Origin of the sequence: Phyllobacterium chamaecytisi (genome assembly GCF_020164455.1) — a bacterium.
Taxonomy (GTDB): domain Bacteria; phylum Pseudomonadota; class Alphaproteobacteria; order Rhizobiales; family Rhizobiaceae; genus Phyllobacterium; species Phyllobacterium chamaecytisi.
Map to the genome: position 1 here is coordinate 719,001 of NZ_JAIQWW010000001.1, position 14,223 is coordinate 733,223.

Genomic DNA, 14,223 nt, shown 5'->3' on the forward strand with positions numbered 1-14,223 from the left:
GCACTACATAGAGGCAGATATTCAAGACGACATACTGCCTTGACGTTTGCAACTGCGGGACCTTGAACCCCGCGTGGATGGAGAACGCCAATGCCTGCAGTGCAGGAAACCATTGACCGGGTCCGTACGCTTGACGTGGACCAGTACAAATACGGCTTTGAAACCCTTATCGAAATGGATAAGGCACCGAAGGGCCTTAATGCAGATATCATTCGCTTTATCTCTGCCAAGAAGAATGAGCCGGAATGGATGCTTGAATGGCGTCTGAAGGCTTATGAACGCTGGCTGACGATGGAAGAGCCCACTTGGGCGCGCGTGAATTATCCGAAGATCGACTTCCAGGATATGGTTTATTACGCCGGTCCGAAGAACCAGACCGGCCCGACGTCGCTTGCCGATGTCGATCCGGAGCTGCTGCGCACCTATGAGAAGCTGGGAATTCCGCTGAAAGAGCAGGAAATCCTCGCGGGTGTGCGCAAGGTCGGCGAAGCCAGCCCATTGGATGAAGAAGAGGCCAGCGACAATGTCTACAAGTCCGGCCGCGTTGCTGTTGACGCTGTGTTCGACAGCGTCTCGGTGGTCACGACATTCAAGGCCGAACTGGCAAAAGCCGGGGTCATCTTCTGCTCGATCTCCGAAGCGATCCGCGAACATCCGGATCTGGTGAAGAAGTATCTCGCAACGGTCGTCCCGGTTTCGGATAATTTCTACGCGACGCTCAATTCGGCTGTCTTCACTGACGGTTCGTTTGTCTATGTGCCGAAGGGTGTGCGCTGCCCGATGGAACTTTCCACCTATTTCCGCATCAACGAGCGGGATACCGGCCAGTTCGAGCGGACGCTGATCATCGCCGAGGAAGGCGCCTATGTCTCTTACCTCGAAGGCTGCACGGCACCGCAACGCGACGAGAACCAGCTGCATGCGGCTGTCGTAGAGCTGATTGCGCTTGACGATGCAGAGATCAAATATTCCACGGTGCAGAACTGGTTCCCTGGCGACGCGGAAGGCAAGGGCGGTATCTACAACTTCGTCACCAAGCGTGGCGATTGCCGCGGCGTCAACTCGAAGATCTCGTGGACGCAGGTCGAGACCGGTTCCGCGATCACCTGGAAATACCCATCCGTCATTCTGCGCGGCGACAATTCACGCGGCGAGTTCTACTCGATCGCCGTTTCCAATGGTCACCAGCAGATCGACAGCGGCACCAAGATGCTGCATCTCGGTAAAAACACGTCGAGCCGCATCATCTCCAAGGGCATTTCAGCGGGTAAGTCCAACAACACCTATCGCGGTCAGGTTTCAGCCCACCGCAAGGCCGAGAACGCCCGCAACTTCACCCAGTGCGACTCGCTGCTGATCGGTAATGATTGCGGCGCGCATACGGTGCCTTACATCGAAGCGAAGAATGCCACTGCGCAATTCGAACACGAGGCGACGACCTCGAAGATCTCGGAAGATGCGCTGTTCTATGTAATGCAGCGCGGCATTCCGGAAGAAGAGGCGATTGCACTCATCGTCAATGGCTTCGTCAAGGAAGTCATCCAGGAACTGCCGATGGAATTTGCCGTTGAAGCGCAGAAGCTTATCGGCATCAGCCTCGAGGGGAGCGTCGGATAATGGCACCAATCACTACTGACGCACTCGACAGGCTTCGCCGGCGTTATGAAGAACTGGGTGAAGTGATCGACGAGTTGACTGACACGATTGCGCGTTCGTCTACCGCGACCGAGAGCGTTCTTGAGCCGGAACTGATCAGAGCGCGCAAGGAACTCGCATCTGTGGTTGAGCGCCTTAAGACCCTCAGCGGCGAGAGCTCATCATAGTCGGCACGGCATGTGTCATTGGCCGATAGAACCAAGATTAAAAGTTAGGGATCGCCAAGGCTGATTCCCGAAATCTAAAAGGTAGTACAATGCTGGAAATCAGAAACCTTCATGCGAAGATCGCAGACACGGACACCGAGATCATTCGCGGCCTGAATCTCACGGTCAAGGCTGGTGAAGTCGCTGCGATCATGGGGCCGAACGGTTCCGGGAAATCGACGCTGTCCTATATTCTCGCGGGCCGTGATGACTACGAGGTCACCGAAGGCGACATTCTTTACAACGGCGAATCCATTCTGGAGCTCGACCCGTCCGAGCGTGCAGCAAAGGGCATTTTCCTGGCGTTCCAGTATCCGATGGAGATACCGGGTGTTGCGACGATGGAATTCCTGAAGGTAGCTATGAATTCGCAGCGCAAGGCGCGCGGTGAAGAGCCGCTGAAGATTCCCGAGTTCATCGGGCGCGTGAAGACAGCAGCCACATCGCTCGACATGGATATCGCCATGCTCAAGCGTCCACTCAATGTCGGTTTCTCCGGCGGCGAGAAGAAACGTGCGGAAATTCTGCAGATGAAGCTGCTCGAGCCGAAGCTCTGCGTTCTCGACGAGACCGATTCCGGTCTTGACATCGATGCGCTCAAGATCGTTGCCGATGGCGTCAATGCGTTGCGGTCGCCCGATCGCGCTGTGATCGTCATCACCCACTACCAGCGTCTGCTCGACTATATCGTGCCGGACACCGTCCATGTTCTCTACAAGGGGCAGGTGATCAAGTCGGGCGACAAGAATCTTGCGCTCGAGCTGGAAGAGAATGGCTATGCCGATATTATCGGTGAGGCAGCCTGAGGAATACGTCATGAATGTTCATACAGGACGCCAACCCACACCTGCTGAATCGGCACTGGTCGACGCTTTCGTCGACCGGATGGGCGAGCTGCCGGGCGACGGCGAGATCGCCAGCGCCCGCGACAACGCGATTGAAGCGTTGAAGACGCAAGGCCTTCCGTCGCGTCGCGTCGAGGCTTGGCACTACACTGATCTGCGCACACTGCTGCGCAACATTCCCGTCTATGACGGGACCGCGGGAACCAACGCCTTGCCGGCGATTATCGCAGGATCTGCGGTGGCGACCGTTTCCAATGGCGTTGCGTTGACCGCTCCGCGTCTCGAAGGTGTCGAATTCACCAAGTTCGGTGATAAACTGTCCGATGGCTCGGTGATCCGCGAGCTTGCCATTCGTGACGGTGACGACGCGATCGGCCAGATCAATGCGGCCTATGTCACTGATGGCTGGGCGATTGCCTTTGCCGATGGTGTGGAACTGGAAACGCCGCTCGAATTGCAGAACGCTCAGCTTCGCGGCCAGGGGCATGTGCGTTTTCCGGTCAAGTTCGGCAAGGGTGTCAAGGCAACAATCATTGAGCGCCAGACCGGCGGCGAAGGTGAGGGGTTTTCAACCAGCGTCAGTAATGTAACCGTCGCTGATGATGCGGAAATCACCTGGATCATCCTGCGCGAGCAGGGCGTCGAGGCAACGCAGCTGGCGCAGTTCATTGCCAAGATTGGCTCGAATGCCAAATTGACGGTTTATGTCGTCAATGCCGGCGGCAAGCTCGTCCGTCAGGAAGTGCATGTGCTGGTGAAGGGTGAAGGTTCCGATTTCCAGTTGCGCGGCGTCAACTTGCTCGGCGGCGACAGCCATACGGACGTCACCATGACACTCGGTCATCTGGTCGAAAACACAACATCGGTGCAGATCATCCGAAATGTCGTCACTGATCGCGCGCGCGGCGTGTTCCAGGGTCAGATCAAGGTCAACAAGTTGGCCCAGAAGACCGATGCCCGCATGGCATGCAATACGCTGCTGCTTTCAGATGATGGCGAATTCGATGCCAAGCCGGAGCTGGAGATTTTTGCGGATGATGTTGCCTGCGGCCATGGCGCAACGGTTACAGAGATCGATGGCAATCATCTGTTCTACCTGCGTGCCCGCGGCATTCCGGAAAATGAAGCGCGGGGTCTTCTGATCAAAGCTTTCGTTGCCGAAATCGTCGAAGAGCTGGAAAACGAACCGCTTGTCGAGGCGCTTGAAGCCATTCTCGACAAATGGCTCGCGGCACACGTTTGATCGACTGAACCTATATGGAAAGCGCGGCTATCATGGATACAAGGATCATTCAAAGCGGCTATGACGTAGAGGCTATTCGTCAGGATTTCCCCATCCTGTCGCGCGAAGTCTATGGCAAGCCGCTGGTGTATCTCGATAATGGCGCTTCGGCCCAGAAACCGCGTGCAGTGATCGATATGATCACGCGTACGTATTCCAACGAATACGCCAATGTGCATCGCGGGCTACATTTCCTGTCGAACGCTGCGACCGATGCCTATGAAAAAGCACGGGAAAACGTTCGCCGGTTTCTGAATGCAGCATCGGTCGACGAAATCGTTTTCACCAAATCTGCGACAGAGTCGATCAATACCGTCGCCTATGGCTATGGCATGCCGAATATCGGCGAGGGTGACGAGATCGTGCTTTCCATCATGGAGCACCACTCGAACATCGTGCCTTGGCATTTCATCCGTGAGCGCCAAGGCGCCAAGCTCGTCTGGGTGCCTGTCGATGAACAGGGTGCACTCCACATCGAAGAATTCGAGAAGCGACTGACCGACCGCACCAAGCTGGTCGCGATCACCCATATGTCGAACGTGCTTGGAACTGTGACGCCAATCAAGGAGATCGTCCGCATCGCCCATGCTCACGGTATTCCGGTGCTGGTCGATGGCAGTCAGGGTGCAGTGCACCTGCCGGTCGATGTGCAGGATCTCGGTTGCGACTGGTATATCTTCACCGGCCACAAGATCTACGGACCGTCGGGTATCGGTGTGCTTTATGGGCGCAAGGAAATGCTCGAAGCGATGCGACCATTCCAGGGCGGCGGCGAAATGATCGAGGAGGTGACGGAGGATTTCGTCACTTACAACCACCCGCCACACAGGTTTGAAGCCGGCACCCCGCCGATCGCCCAGGCTATCGGGCTTGGCGCAGCGATCGAATATGTCGAGAAGATCGGCCGCGCCGCTATTCTCGCCCACGAAGAAGATTTGCGCGATTATGCACACCAACGTCTGCGCGAAATCAATTCGCTGCGTATCTTTGGCGATGCAAAGGGCAAGGGTGCGATAATTTCGTTCGAACTGCAGGGCATCCATGCCCATGACGTATCAATGGTGATCGACCGTGCAGGCGTCGCCGTGCGGGCAGGTACCCATTGCGCCCAGCCGCTATTGAAACGTTTCGGTGTAACATCCACATGCCGTGCATCGTTTGCGATGTATAATACAAGAGACGAGATTGATGTTCTCGCCGATGCGCTGGAAAAGGCGCGGAAATTCTTTGGGTGATGACGATGACCGACAAAGTCGAGACACTGGAAAAAGCTGAGACACCGGTCGTTGAAACCGGTTCTGCAAAGGCTGAGGTCGAGACCGCGCCTGTGTCGGCTATTCCTGCCGACGAACTGGCGCGGATGACCGATGATGTCATTGGCGCCTTGAAAACCGTATATGACCCGGAAATTCCCGCCGACATCTACGAACTCGGTCTGGTCTACAAGATCGATATCGAGGACGACCGCTCGGTGAAGATCGAAATGACACTGACGGCACCCGGTTGTCCGGTTGCCGGTGAAATGCCTGGCTGGGTGCAGGATGCAGTCAGCGCCGTAGAAGGCGTGAGCTTCGTCGATGTCACCATGACATTCGATCCACCCTGGACGCCCGATCGCATGTCGGAAGAGGCGCAGGTCGCGGTCGGCTGGTATTAGGGTGGGTTGATATTCACGCCCTGACGATCTGCAAACGGCATTTTTCTGCGATCCGGTGCTCACGTACTTCAAGTACGCTCCGCTCCGGTTCTCGAAAACCACCGTTTTCGCCGCGTCATGATCGCGAATCTCAACGCACCCTAAGCAGGCTCTAAGGCGCTTCGCAGCCTTCAGGCACACTTTCTTCGAATGGTTGATCCGATTTCTGCAATGTTCCGTCCAATATGGAGAGTGGTACGTAGGGGACGCCCTGGATCGCCGGGTTTGCGAGCCGCAAGCGATAGCAGCCATTGAACACTGTGACGCTGCCATCCTTGCCCTCGGATTTGATCGCCATTGGCTGGCTCCAATAGGCTGAACCGGCCGCGCCTTCGCCGACGGCCTTGCCGAACAGCACGCTGACCGTTGCGGTGGTTTCATACCCCGCCTGAAATTGCGGGAATGGTTGCGGGGGGCTATCCGAAGCATAATAGCTGTACGCGCGAGCATATTCTTGCCGGTTGATGGCATTGTAGTACGACTTGATCAGGGCTTCGGGGTTGCTCCGGTCATCAAGATATTCCGGGGGTGTCTGCGTTGCGGTTGCCGCTTGTTCTTTCGGTACCGGCGTTTCGGCAGGTGCAGGTGTAGTGGCTTCAGGCTGTTTCGCTTCCTGCGCGAGCCCTGGTACAATATGCAGCGATAACACTGCTGCGCTGCAAAGAACGAGATGGCGATAATTCATGCTTTCAGCCCTCTGCGGATCGTGTTTATAGGCCTTGAACAGTTTGAACACTTGCAGTGACGGTTGTGTAACACTAACTATGTTATTCGAGTGATCGTTCCACCGATCTCGAACAAGAGGATGAGAAATGGGTCGTTTTTCTGTCATGACGTTGACTGACGCCGCCGCACAGCGCGTGAGCGAGATTGTGGCGACGCGCGAAAATGCGCTCGGCATTCGCGTCGGCATTAAGAAGGGCGGCTGCGCAGGTATGGAATATATGATCGATCTCGTGACCGAAGCAAAAGCCGGTGACGACGTGGTCGAAAAAGACGGCTCGAAGGTGTTCGTCGCGCCGGAAGCTGTGCTCTACCTCCTGGGCACGCAGATGGATTTTGAAGTGACCAAGCTGCGCACAGGCTTTGTCTTCAACAATCCCAACCAGACTTCAGCCTGCGGTTGTGGAGAGTCGGTTGAATTGACGCCGGCCAAGCCGGAAGCGCTGGCATCAGCCCCTTCCTGACCTTTTCGTCATGGACAATGACGCAATTCAAGATTTGTTTTCAGGACTTGGGCCGGTCACGATCAAACGCATGTTTGGCGGCAAGGGCATTTATTTCGAGGGCACGATTATCGCGCTCGAAGTCAGTGACGAAATTCTCTTGAAAGCAGATAAGGTCTCAGCGCCCGAATTTGAGGCAGCCAATTGCCGCCAATGGACCTATGAGCGCGAGGGCAGGAAGCCCGTCGGCATGCCCTATTGGTCTGTCCCGGCAGAGGCTTTCGATGACCCCGACATCATGACGGAATGGGCAAGGCGGGCGTACGAGGCCTCATTGCGCGTGGCCAAGTAACAGCCTGAAATTTCTCAGACCTTGGTGTCAATCAGCATGAAAGCCGGGATTTCATCACCGAAGCCAATCGGTGCCGAACCCATATCATCGCGGTCACGACGGTGATCACGGCGCGGCTCGGCATGCGGGACGCGAGCACGCCGCTGCTCGTTTTCCGCTTTGATCGCCGCCTTTTGCGGCTTCTCAGCGGTACGAACGATCGGCTGATCATCGACTATCGGCTGCGCATCAACCTCTTTGGCCTTTTCGGCCGCTGCGATGATGTCGATTTCGGACTGCGGGCGTTCACGTTCACGGCCCTCATTGCGAGGCCTGCGCTTCGGCGCGCTCTTGTCGCGGCTATTGCGGCCACGGCGCGGTGCGTCGTCCTGTTCGGTCGAGACGGGCAGGGTGGACAGATCACCATCATACCAGTTGATATCCTCGCCGATCAGCTTTTCGATCGACGCAAGATATTTGACATCGGCTGGCGTTACGAGTGTGAAGGCTTTGCCGGAACGGCCGGCACGGCCCGTACGGCCGATGCGATGAACGTAGTCTTCGGAATGGATCGGGACGTCGAAGTTGAACACGTGGCTGACATCGGGAATGTCCAGCCCACGCGCGGCGACGTCGGACGCAACGAGGATCTTCAACTTGTTGTCCTTGAAGTTCGCCAGCATTGTCGTGCGCGCACGCTGATCCATATCGCCGTGCAAGGCGCCGGCATCGAATTCGTGCTTCACCAGCGAGCGGAAAAGCTCGGAGACATCTTTCTTGCGATTGCAGAAGATGATCGCGTTCTTCAGTCCGTCGGCTTCGGCTCGGATGAGATCGCGCAGCACCGCGCGCTTTTCCCAATCCTTCTTACCTGACTTGACCAGTTGCTGCTCTACGGTTTTCGCCGTCGTCGCAGCCTTAGCAACTTCGATGCGGACGGGAGAATGCAGGAATTGTTCCGTCAGTTTCGTGATTTCCGGCGGCATGGTTGCCGAGAAGAACAGCGTCTGGCGTGTGAAGGGGATCAACTTGCAGATACGTTCGATATCGGGAATGAAGCCCATGTCGAGCATGCGGTCGGCTTCGTCGATGACGAGAATATCGACGGCGCTCAAAAGCAGCTTGCCGCGTTCGAAATGGTCGAGCAGCCGTCCGGGCGTTGCGATCAACACATCAGCGCCGCGTTCAAGCTTGCGCAACTGGTCGTCGAAGGAAACGCCGCCGATGAGCAGTGCGACGTTCAAGCGATGGTTCTTGCCATACTTGACGAAGTTTTCTTCAACCTGCGCCGCGAGTTCGCGCGTCGGTTCAAGGATGAGTGTGCGTGGCATGCGAGCGCGTGCGCGGCCCTGTTCAAGCAGCGTCAGCATCGGCAGAACGAAAGAGGCGGTCTTGCCGGTTCCGGTCTGGGCGATGCCAAGAACGTCCTTGCGCTGCAGCGCATGCGGGATCGCGCCAAGCTGGATCGGTGTTGGTATTGTATATCCTGCTGCTTCTACAGCATCGAGCACTTTCGGCGAAAGGCCCAGGTCAGCAAAGGTGGTCAATGGAGATTTAACTTTCTATCTGCAGTCGGTGCTGCGCATGCCTGTTGTCGGCTAGGGCGTCATCTGCATCAAAGCATCAGGCACTCTCGATTTGCACAGCGTTTGCTGACAATGGCGTTACGGCGCATGCCAGCAAAAGTCAACTCTTGGATCAGCTCAGATTTAAGAGTTCGTTACAATTGTGCATCATTTTATTCTGATGTTGTCAATAAAGGAACTGTTCCTTGAGAATTCGTTCGTTCCAGGAATGGTTCTTGTCAAACAGAATGGTCGCCCTGAGTTGAGATGCTTCTTCAACTGTGACCGATAGAACGGATTTTACTTCCATATGATCGGCGACGGCATTTACCGGCCGTTTCTCTGGCTCGAGGATATCGAACCGCACTGTCACTTTGTTCGGCAGCAATGCACCGCGCCAGCGCCGGGGGCGAAAGGCGGAAACCGGGGTGAGGGCGAGGAGCCGTGCATCAAGTGGCAGGATCGGTCCTTGCGCTGAAAGATTATATGCGGTCGAGCCGGCAGGGGTTGCGACCATGACGCCATCGCAGATCAGTTCTTCCAGCCGCACCTTGTCATCGACGCTGATCCTGATCTTGGCGGCCTGGTATGACTGACGCAGCAGGGAAACTTCATTCAAAGCGAACGCCGTGAATATACCGTCTTCGGCGGACTCCGTTACCATCTTCAATGGCCGGATTGTCTCCGACTGCGCGGCTTCTACCCGTTCCTTCAGCGCGGTGTCGCTAAACTCGTTCATCAAGAAGCCGACCGATCCACGGTTCATACCATAGATCATCTTGCCCTGGTTCATGTAGTTCTGCAGCGTTTGCAACATGAAGCCATCGCCGCCAAGCGCGATGATGACATCGGCATCCTTGGCCTCGGCTTGCCCATAAATATTAGTGAGATCATGCAATGCTGCGTCTGAATCCGGCGTGCCGGAGGAAAGAAAAGCAAATGTTTCGATTTTCCGGTTCATGGCTGCCTGCATATCCGAACGACTGGCAACGTGCCTAACACGCCGGAAGCGATCTGGCAAAAAGACCATAAAACATTCTGGAAAATGGCAGCGCTACGGGAAGATAGCGAAGGAATGCTGTTGCAAGTCAATCAGGCGACAGGTGGCCGCCGCCAATGAATGAATCTCCAATGTGCTGCGAGCGTGGTGTCTAAGCCGCGGCAGCCAGATAAAATCGCTGATACAGCTCCCGCTCAAGTTCGGCGAGATCGGCATTCACCAGTGTCCGGCCATCGCTGTGCAGCAAGTACACGGCGCCGCTCTTTTCGATGCAACAAAGTCCATCGGCGTAGACGAAACCTTCGCCTTCACACAAACCTTCCGCATGGAGATCATCACTGTAGTCACGCGAACCTTGAAACTCCTCGAAGCTCATGGTCATCTCTTCAATCCTTCCAGCCGCAGTTGCCGCGTCATTTCAGGATTTGACCTGATTCGGCCTTCTAAAATCAACCCATAGTGGGTAGGGGAGGCTGATAACCACTATATTTTTGCAAGCGTCGGACATTTTTGTGCGCGCGCAGCATCACTTTCGTCCAAACGACTTATGGCGATCGTCCGGCAAGTTGTAGCGTTAGGATTGATGCAACTTGCGATAGGGAGTTCCTTTGTCACACATACGTTCTCAATGCAGCATTGTATTATTGCCTCGGTCGATCAGAAGGACTCCCAAGTCCCGCCACTGATCGGCCTGTACTGGGAGGAGATAGAGATCTACGAACGCACAGCATCCCCCCGCCATGCGTTTGTCTCTCTCCTCCCTTTTTTCTCTATGAAGGCCATGCAAGGAAGCGAGATACGCCTTTCGGTGGATAGCCATATGGCTATCCATACCACGACCCGCAACGGGTGTATTCTCGCCGCACTGACCGACTTTCGACCTTGATTGCACCCCGATTTAACGGTCAGCCTAGCTGGGAGGAGAAGAGACGCAAACGTTACGTCTTTTTCCTCCCCATTTTTGCAGAAGCCCCCTATGGCGGGTCTCGCTGGCCCTAGTGGTTCCTGCCCACGTTCAGAAAGATTGTCGCGATGTTCGCCAGATGGCCGTCGCCGCCTTCCCGGTACGCCTGACCGCCCGCTGCTGCTATCGCATCGAACAACCGGTTTCCTTCTTGCGCAGCTTTGGAGATTTCGTCGAAGAGCTGTTCGCTGCTCTTTCCGTCGGTATATCTGTTGTTGACATAAGCAACCAGCAGCCGTCTCCGCCGCTCGATGTCATCGGTCATCGCGCCGTAAAAACCCCAAACAAACCACGTTTCTCCAGTTTGCATATCGGAATCGCTGATTTGATTGCGCTGCCAGTCGGGAAGCTTGGCTCGTTGTGCATCGGCTGTTCTGCTTGCCAACTCGTAGGCTTCACTGTCGGTCTTGCTGCTTCCGGATGTCATGGCAACCTCCAATAAGCCAATCGGCTGGTCCGATACATCATAGCAACATGCACAGGTTGACGACAACCTTGCCGCTTGAAGGCATCGATGATTAGTCGTGGAGGTAGCACGACAGTGGCAGAGGCGGATAACGCCGCCACTGTTCACTTGTCATTTCAAGAGAAAATGGTGCCCCCGGAGAGACTCGAACTCCCGACCCTCTGATTACAAATCAGATGCTCTACCAACTGAGCTACAAGGGCAGCGGCGTCCGCTTAGCACAAACCTTCTATCTGTAAAATGGAAAATGTCGTTTACGCCAAATAAATGCGTCTTCTGTTCGACAAGATCGCCTCACGAGCGCTGGCCATCTATCTGCATATCGAACTGGACGACGTTGGAGTAGATTGGCGTGCCAACATCCATGCCGTAGCGCGAGCGAAGTATCTTGCCTTCTACTTGAAAGGTTATCGAGTTTTTGCCGTGGTTCGCCAGACTCGCCTGAAAGCTTGCAGGGCTGGTCTTGCCGCGCGCCGTCAGCATCCCGGCGATCTCGGCGGTATTCGGGCTGGTTTGGGTAACCTGGGTTGATTTGAACGTGATCGTCGGGAAATTGGCGGAGTCGAAAACCGCGTCGGAGCGCAGAAAATTCTCGATACGAGCTTGTCCGGTAGAAACACTTTCCGGATAGAGTGTGAAGTTGATTGACGACTGGCCAATACTGCTCGGGTTGAGCTTGAAGACGCCTGAGAACTTCTTGAAGTCTCCCTTGATTCCGCCGCCGCCCACTTGCCCAACTGAGAAACCGATGCGGGAGGACGGCTGTATTTTGTAGCTGCCGGCGACCTGGGAGAGTGTATCGGCCCTTGCAGCGAGCGGGATGGAGGCAAGCGTAACAGCAATCGCGATCCGGGTGACCGTCGACAACAGTTGGGTAGTAGTTTTCATGATTTGACTTTCTGAGTTAGCTGCCGCTCCGGCGCCTTGCGGTGGGGATTGAGCATGCGCGTTAAGATTGCATCCCTCTTCCAGAAATGGTGGTGCAGCGCCGCAAGGATGTGACCAACGGCCACTACAGCGGAAAAATAGGCCAAATAAGCGTGAATAGCGGTCCAGAACGCTTCCGCACTGTCGGATATGCCCAAGGGAAGTGGCGGGATCACCACAAGGTTGAACATGAATGTTGGTATCTGCAGGGGCGAGCTTGAGGCTATGGCCCAGCCTGTCATCGGTATAATGAACAGGCTGAGATAGAGGATGACATGCGCTGCGTGAGCAGTTGCACGCTCCAACGGGCCCATAGTTGCGGGATCGTTCGGGCGAGTACTCGCGACCTTCCAGACAAGGCGAAGCGCTGAGAGACCAAGAACAAGAAAGCCGAAGGATTTGTGCCATTGATACAGGCTGAACTGCAGCGTGAAATCGCTTGTTCTTACCATCCAGTAACCGAGCGGGATCTGACCGAGGAAAATCAGTGCGATGACCCAGTGGAAAAGGATCGATATAAGACCGAAAGACTCTTTGTTGTTGCGCAGCATATGTACACTCCGTGACGGGATTCGATTGTTGATCGATGGTCCCGATGCGAGGTAAACACTACTTGCTCAAAAAAAATTCGAACGTGTCTTTTATTTAATCTTTGCTGCTCAAGAAACGTTGCGCTGCATAAAGCGAAATGGCCGCTGCGTTCGATACATTCAGCGATTTGATCGCGCCGGGCATATCGAGCCGGGCGAGGTGGTTTACAGTTTCACGTGTTTTCTGCCGCAGGCCTTTGCCTTCGGCTCCGAGCACCAGGGCGATCCGGCCCTTGGACATCGTGTTTTCCAGCTCTGACGGCCCTTCCGAATCAAGGCCGATGGTGGTGAAGCCGAGTTCGTGCAATTCGGCGATGGCGTCAGCTAGATTTCGTACCTCGACATGGGGGATGAGTTCGAGGGCGCCCGACGCGGCTTTCGCCAGAACGCCGGATTCTTGCGGGCTGTGGCGAGCCGTCGTGATGATGGCACCGGCACCGAAGGCGACGGCCGAACGCATAATAGCGCCGACATTGTGCGGATCGGTCACCTGATCGAGAATAAGTAGCAGCGGGCTTTCCTGCAGCGCTTTCAGCGATTGCGCCTTCAACGGTTGAGCTTCGATCATCACGCCCTGATGCACGGCCTCTGAGCCGGTCTCCTTGTCGATGGCGCGAGGCTCGACGATGTTAACGTCGAAGGGCAGGGCATCGGTGTTAGTGATTTCCAGCCGGTCCAGCGCGTTTTTGGTAACAAGCATCCGCTTGATCTTGCGGGCGGGATTGTCCAGCGCTGCGCGTACCGTATGCAGGCCGTAAAGCCGTACGAGGCCTTCCGGCGCAGGCGTGCCGCTGACGGGCGGCCGTGAGGCGCGTTCGGCCTGCTGCGGCGGTCCCCCGGCCTTTTGATCGCGGAACTGACGACGTAGCGTCGCGTAGTGTGAATCTTTTTGTGTATGAGTGGGTTTTTGATCGGCCATGGCGCGACATATAACCGTTCATGGCCCCTCGCGATACATGCTTGTGGCGGAAAATTGCGCGTGCTGGTTGCTCCGCCGTCATATTTCTTTAGCCTATTTCCACAAGCCGTTCATTTTCTGCAGGGAAGTGTTGACACCATGGAGGCTAGTCGGCATAAGGCCCTCCGCAAGCAGCCGCCCGGTTATCTCCGGAAAGCTGTGTGCAGAGTGCCAAATGGCGCGGTTCCATCGGCAGTGACCGGAGGAGTGCCCGAGTGGTTAAAGGGGACGGACTGTAAATCCGTTAGCTTGGCTTACGTTGGTTCGAATCCAACCTCCTCCACCACTGCCGGAACCGACCGCCTGGCGCATAGTTCAAAGCCCGATTCGGTTTTGGAACGGTTATGCGCTATCTATGTGTTGCTGTATTCTGCCGCGTCCAAAAAGATGCACGGATCAGCGAGATATGCGGGTATAGCTCAGTGGTAGAGCAGCAGCCTTCCAAGCTGAATATGCGGGTTCGATTCCCGCTACCCGCTCCAGATTTGCTGACGGACGGCGCGCTGTCTCGTCTGAGCTACAAACATGGTGCCGGCCCTAGACCGGTTGTGATGACGAGAGAACGACAGTT

16 protein-coding genes and 3 tRNA genes are annotated in these 14,223 nt (G+C 55.7%); 10 read left to right on the forward strand and 9 right to left on the reverse strand.

Annotated elements, in window-relative coordinates; genetic code table 11:
- Positions 1 to 90 precede the first annotated feature (90 nt).
- The 6 genes from sufB to LB462_RS03720 all read left to right on the forward strand — a co-directional run bounded on the left by sufB (position 91) and on the right by LB462_RS03720 (position 5,646).
- A complete protein-coding gene (gene sufB / locus LB462_RS03695; RefSeq protein ID WP_224505989.1) occupies positions 91 to 1,617 on the forward strand; it encodes a Fe-S cluster assembly protein SufB in 1,527 nt (508 codons plus the stop codon).
- A complete protein-coding gene (locus LB462_RS03700) occupies positions 1,617 to 1,823 on the forward strand; it encodes a hypothetical protein (protein WP_112530945.1) in 207 nt (68 codons plus the stop codon). The genes sufB and LB462_RS03700 overlap by 1 nt, the downstream gene beginning before the upstream one ends.
- Before the next feature lie 89 nt (positions 1,824 to 1,912).
- Positions 1,913 to 2,668 (forward strand): Fe-S cluster assembly ATPase SufC, encoded by a 756-nt coding sequence (gene sufC / locus LB462_RS03705; protein ID WP_224505990.1) that lies wholly within the window; start codon positions 1,913 to 1,915, stop codon positions 2,666 to 2,668.
- Between the two features lie 10 nt (positions 2,669 to 2,678).
- Positions 2,679 to 3,950: a Fe-S cluster assembly protein SufD gene (sufD, locus tag LB462_RS03710; RefSeq protein WP_224505991.1), complete on the forward strand. Its 1,272-nt coding sequence runs from the start codon at positions 2,679 to 2,681 to the stop codon at positions 3,948 to 3,950.
- A gap of 32 nt (positions 3,951 to 3,982) precedes the next feature.
- A complete protein-coding gene (locus LB462_RS03715) occupies positions 3,983 to 5,224 on the forward strand; it encodes a cysteine desulfurase (RefSeq protein ID WP_224505992.1) in 1,242 nt (413 codons plus the stop codon).
- A 5-nt stretch (positions 5,225 to 5,229) separates the two neighbouring features.
- Entirely contained in the window at positions 5,230 to 5,646 is a 417-nt protein-coding gene (locus LB462_RS03720) for an SUF system Fe-S cluster assembly protein (protein WP_224505993.1), read from the forward strand.
- 151 nt (positions 5,647 to 5,797) lie between these two features.
- Here LB462_RS03720 and LB462_RS03725 read toward each other — a convergent pair whose 3' ends face one another.
- A complete protein-coding gene (locus LB462_RS03725) occupies positions 5,798 to 6,370 on the reverse strand; it encodes a hypothetical protein (protein ID WP_224505994.1) in 573 nt (190 codons plus the stop codon).
- 127 nt (positions 6,371 to 6,497) lie between these two features.
- Here LB462_RS03725 and sufA point away from each other — a divergent pair, with 127 nt between their 5' ends.
- Positions 6,498 to 6,872, forward strand: coding sequence for a Fe-S cluster assembly scaffold SufA (sufA, locus tag LB462_RS03730; RefSeq protein ID WP_224505995.1), 375 nt, complete (start codon positions 6,498 to 6,500; stop codon positions 6,870 to 6,872).
- A gap of 10 nt (positions 6,873 to 6,882) precedes the next feature.
- The gene (locus tag LB462_RS03735; protein WP_224505996.1) at positions 6,883 to 7,203 is read left to right on the forward strand and encodes a TfoX/Sxy family protein; all 321 of its coding nucleotides are present in this window, start codon (positions 6,883 to 6,885) and stop codon (positions 7,201 to 7,203) included.
- 14 nt (positions 7,204 to 7,217) lie between these two features.
- On the opposite strand, the gene LB462_RS03740 is transcribed toward LB462_RS03735, so the two are convergent.
- From LB462_RS03740 to rlmB, 8 genes are all read right to left on the reverse strand, one after another.
- Complete coding sequence (locus LB462_RS03740; RefSeq protein WP_224505997.1) at positions 7,218 to 8,729, reverse strand: DEAD/DEAH box helicase; 1,512 nt, start codon at positions 8,727 to 8,729, stop codon at positions 7,218 to 7,220.
- Positions 8,730 to 8,934: 205 nt separating this feature from the next.
- Complete coding sequence (locus tag LB462_RS03745) at positions 8,935 to 9,708, reverse strand: NAD kinase (protein ID WP_224505998.1); 774 nt, start codon at positions 9,706 to 9,708, stop codon at positions 8,935 to 8,937.
- A gap of 190 nt (positions 9,709 to 9,898) precedes the next feature.
- Positions 9,899 to 10,129: a hypothetical protein gene (locus LB462_RS03750; protein ID WP_112551342.1), complete on the reverse strand. Its 231-nt coding sequence runs from the start codon at positions 10,127 to 10,129 to the stop codon at positions 9,899 to 9,901.
- Positions 10,130 to 10,742: 613 nt separating this feature from the next.
- Positions 10,743 to 11,138, reverse strand: coding sequence for a hypothetical protein (locus LB462_RS03755; protein ID WP_224505999.1), 396 nt, complete (start codon positions 11,136 to 11,138; stop codon positions 10,743 to 10,745).
- A 166-nt stretch (positions 11,139 to 11,304) separates the two neighbouring features.
- Positions 11,305 to 11,380 (reverse strand) — tRNA-Thr (locus LB462_RS03760).
- Positions 11,381 to 11,471: 91 nt separating this feature from the next.
- Complete coding sequence (locus tag LB462_RS03765; RefSeq protein WP_224506000.1) at positions 11,472 to 12,065, reverse strand: YceI family protein; 594 nt, start codon at positions 12,063 to 12,065, stop codon at positions 11,472 to 11,474.
- Entirely contained in the window at positions 12,062 to 12,655 is a 594-nt protein-coding gene (locus tag LB462_RS03770) for a cytochrome b (RefSeq protein WP_224506001.1), read from the reverse strand. The genes LB462_RS03765 and LB462_RS03770 overlap by 4 nt, the downstream gene beginning before the upstream one ends.
- Positions 12,656 to 12,749: 94 nt before the next feature.
- Positions 12,750 to 13,613: a 23S rRNA (guanosine(2251)-2'-O)-methyltransferase RlmB gene (rlmB, locus tag LB462_RS03775; RefSeq protein WP_224506002.1), complete on the reverse strand. Its 864-nt coding sequence runs from the start codon at positions 13,611 to 13,613 to the stop codon at positions 12,750 to 12,752.
- A 240-nt stretch (positions 13,614 to 13,853) separates the two neighbouring features.
- Between rlmB and LB462_RS03780 the strand changes: the two genes are divergently transcribed.
- Positions 13,854 to 13,938: transfer RNA gene (locus tag LB462_RS03780), tRNA-Tyr, on the forward strand.
- 122 nt (positions 13,939 to 14,060) lie between these two features.
- Positions 14,061 to 14,134, forward strand: a tRNA-Gly gene (locus LB462_RS03785).
- The last annotated feature ends 89 nt before the right edge of the window (positions 14,135 to 14,223 follow it).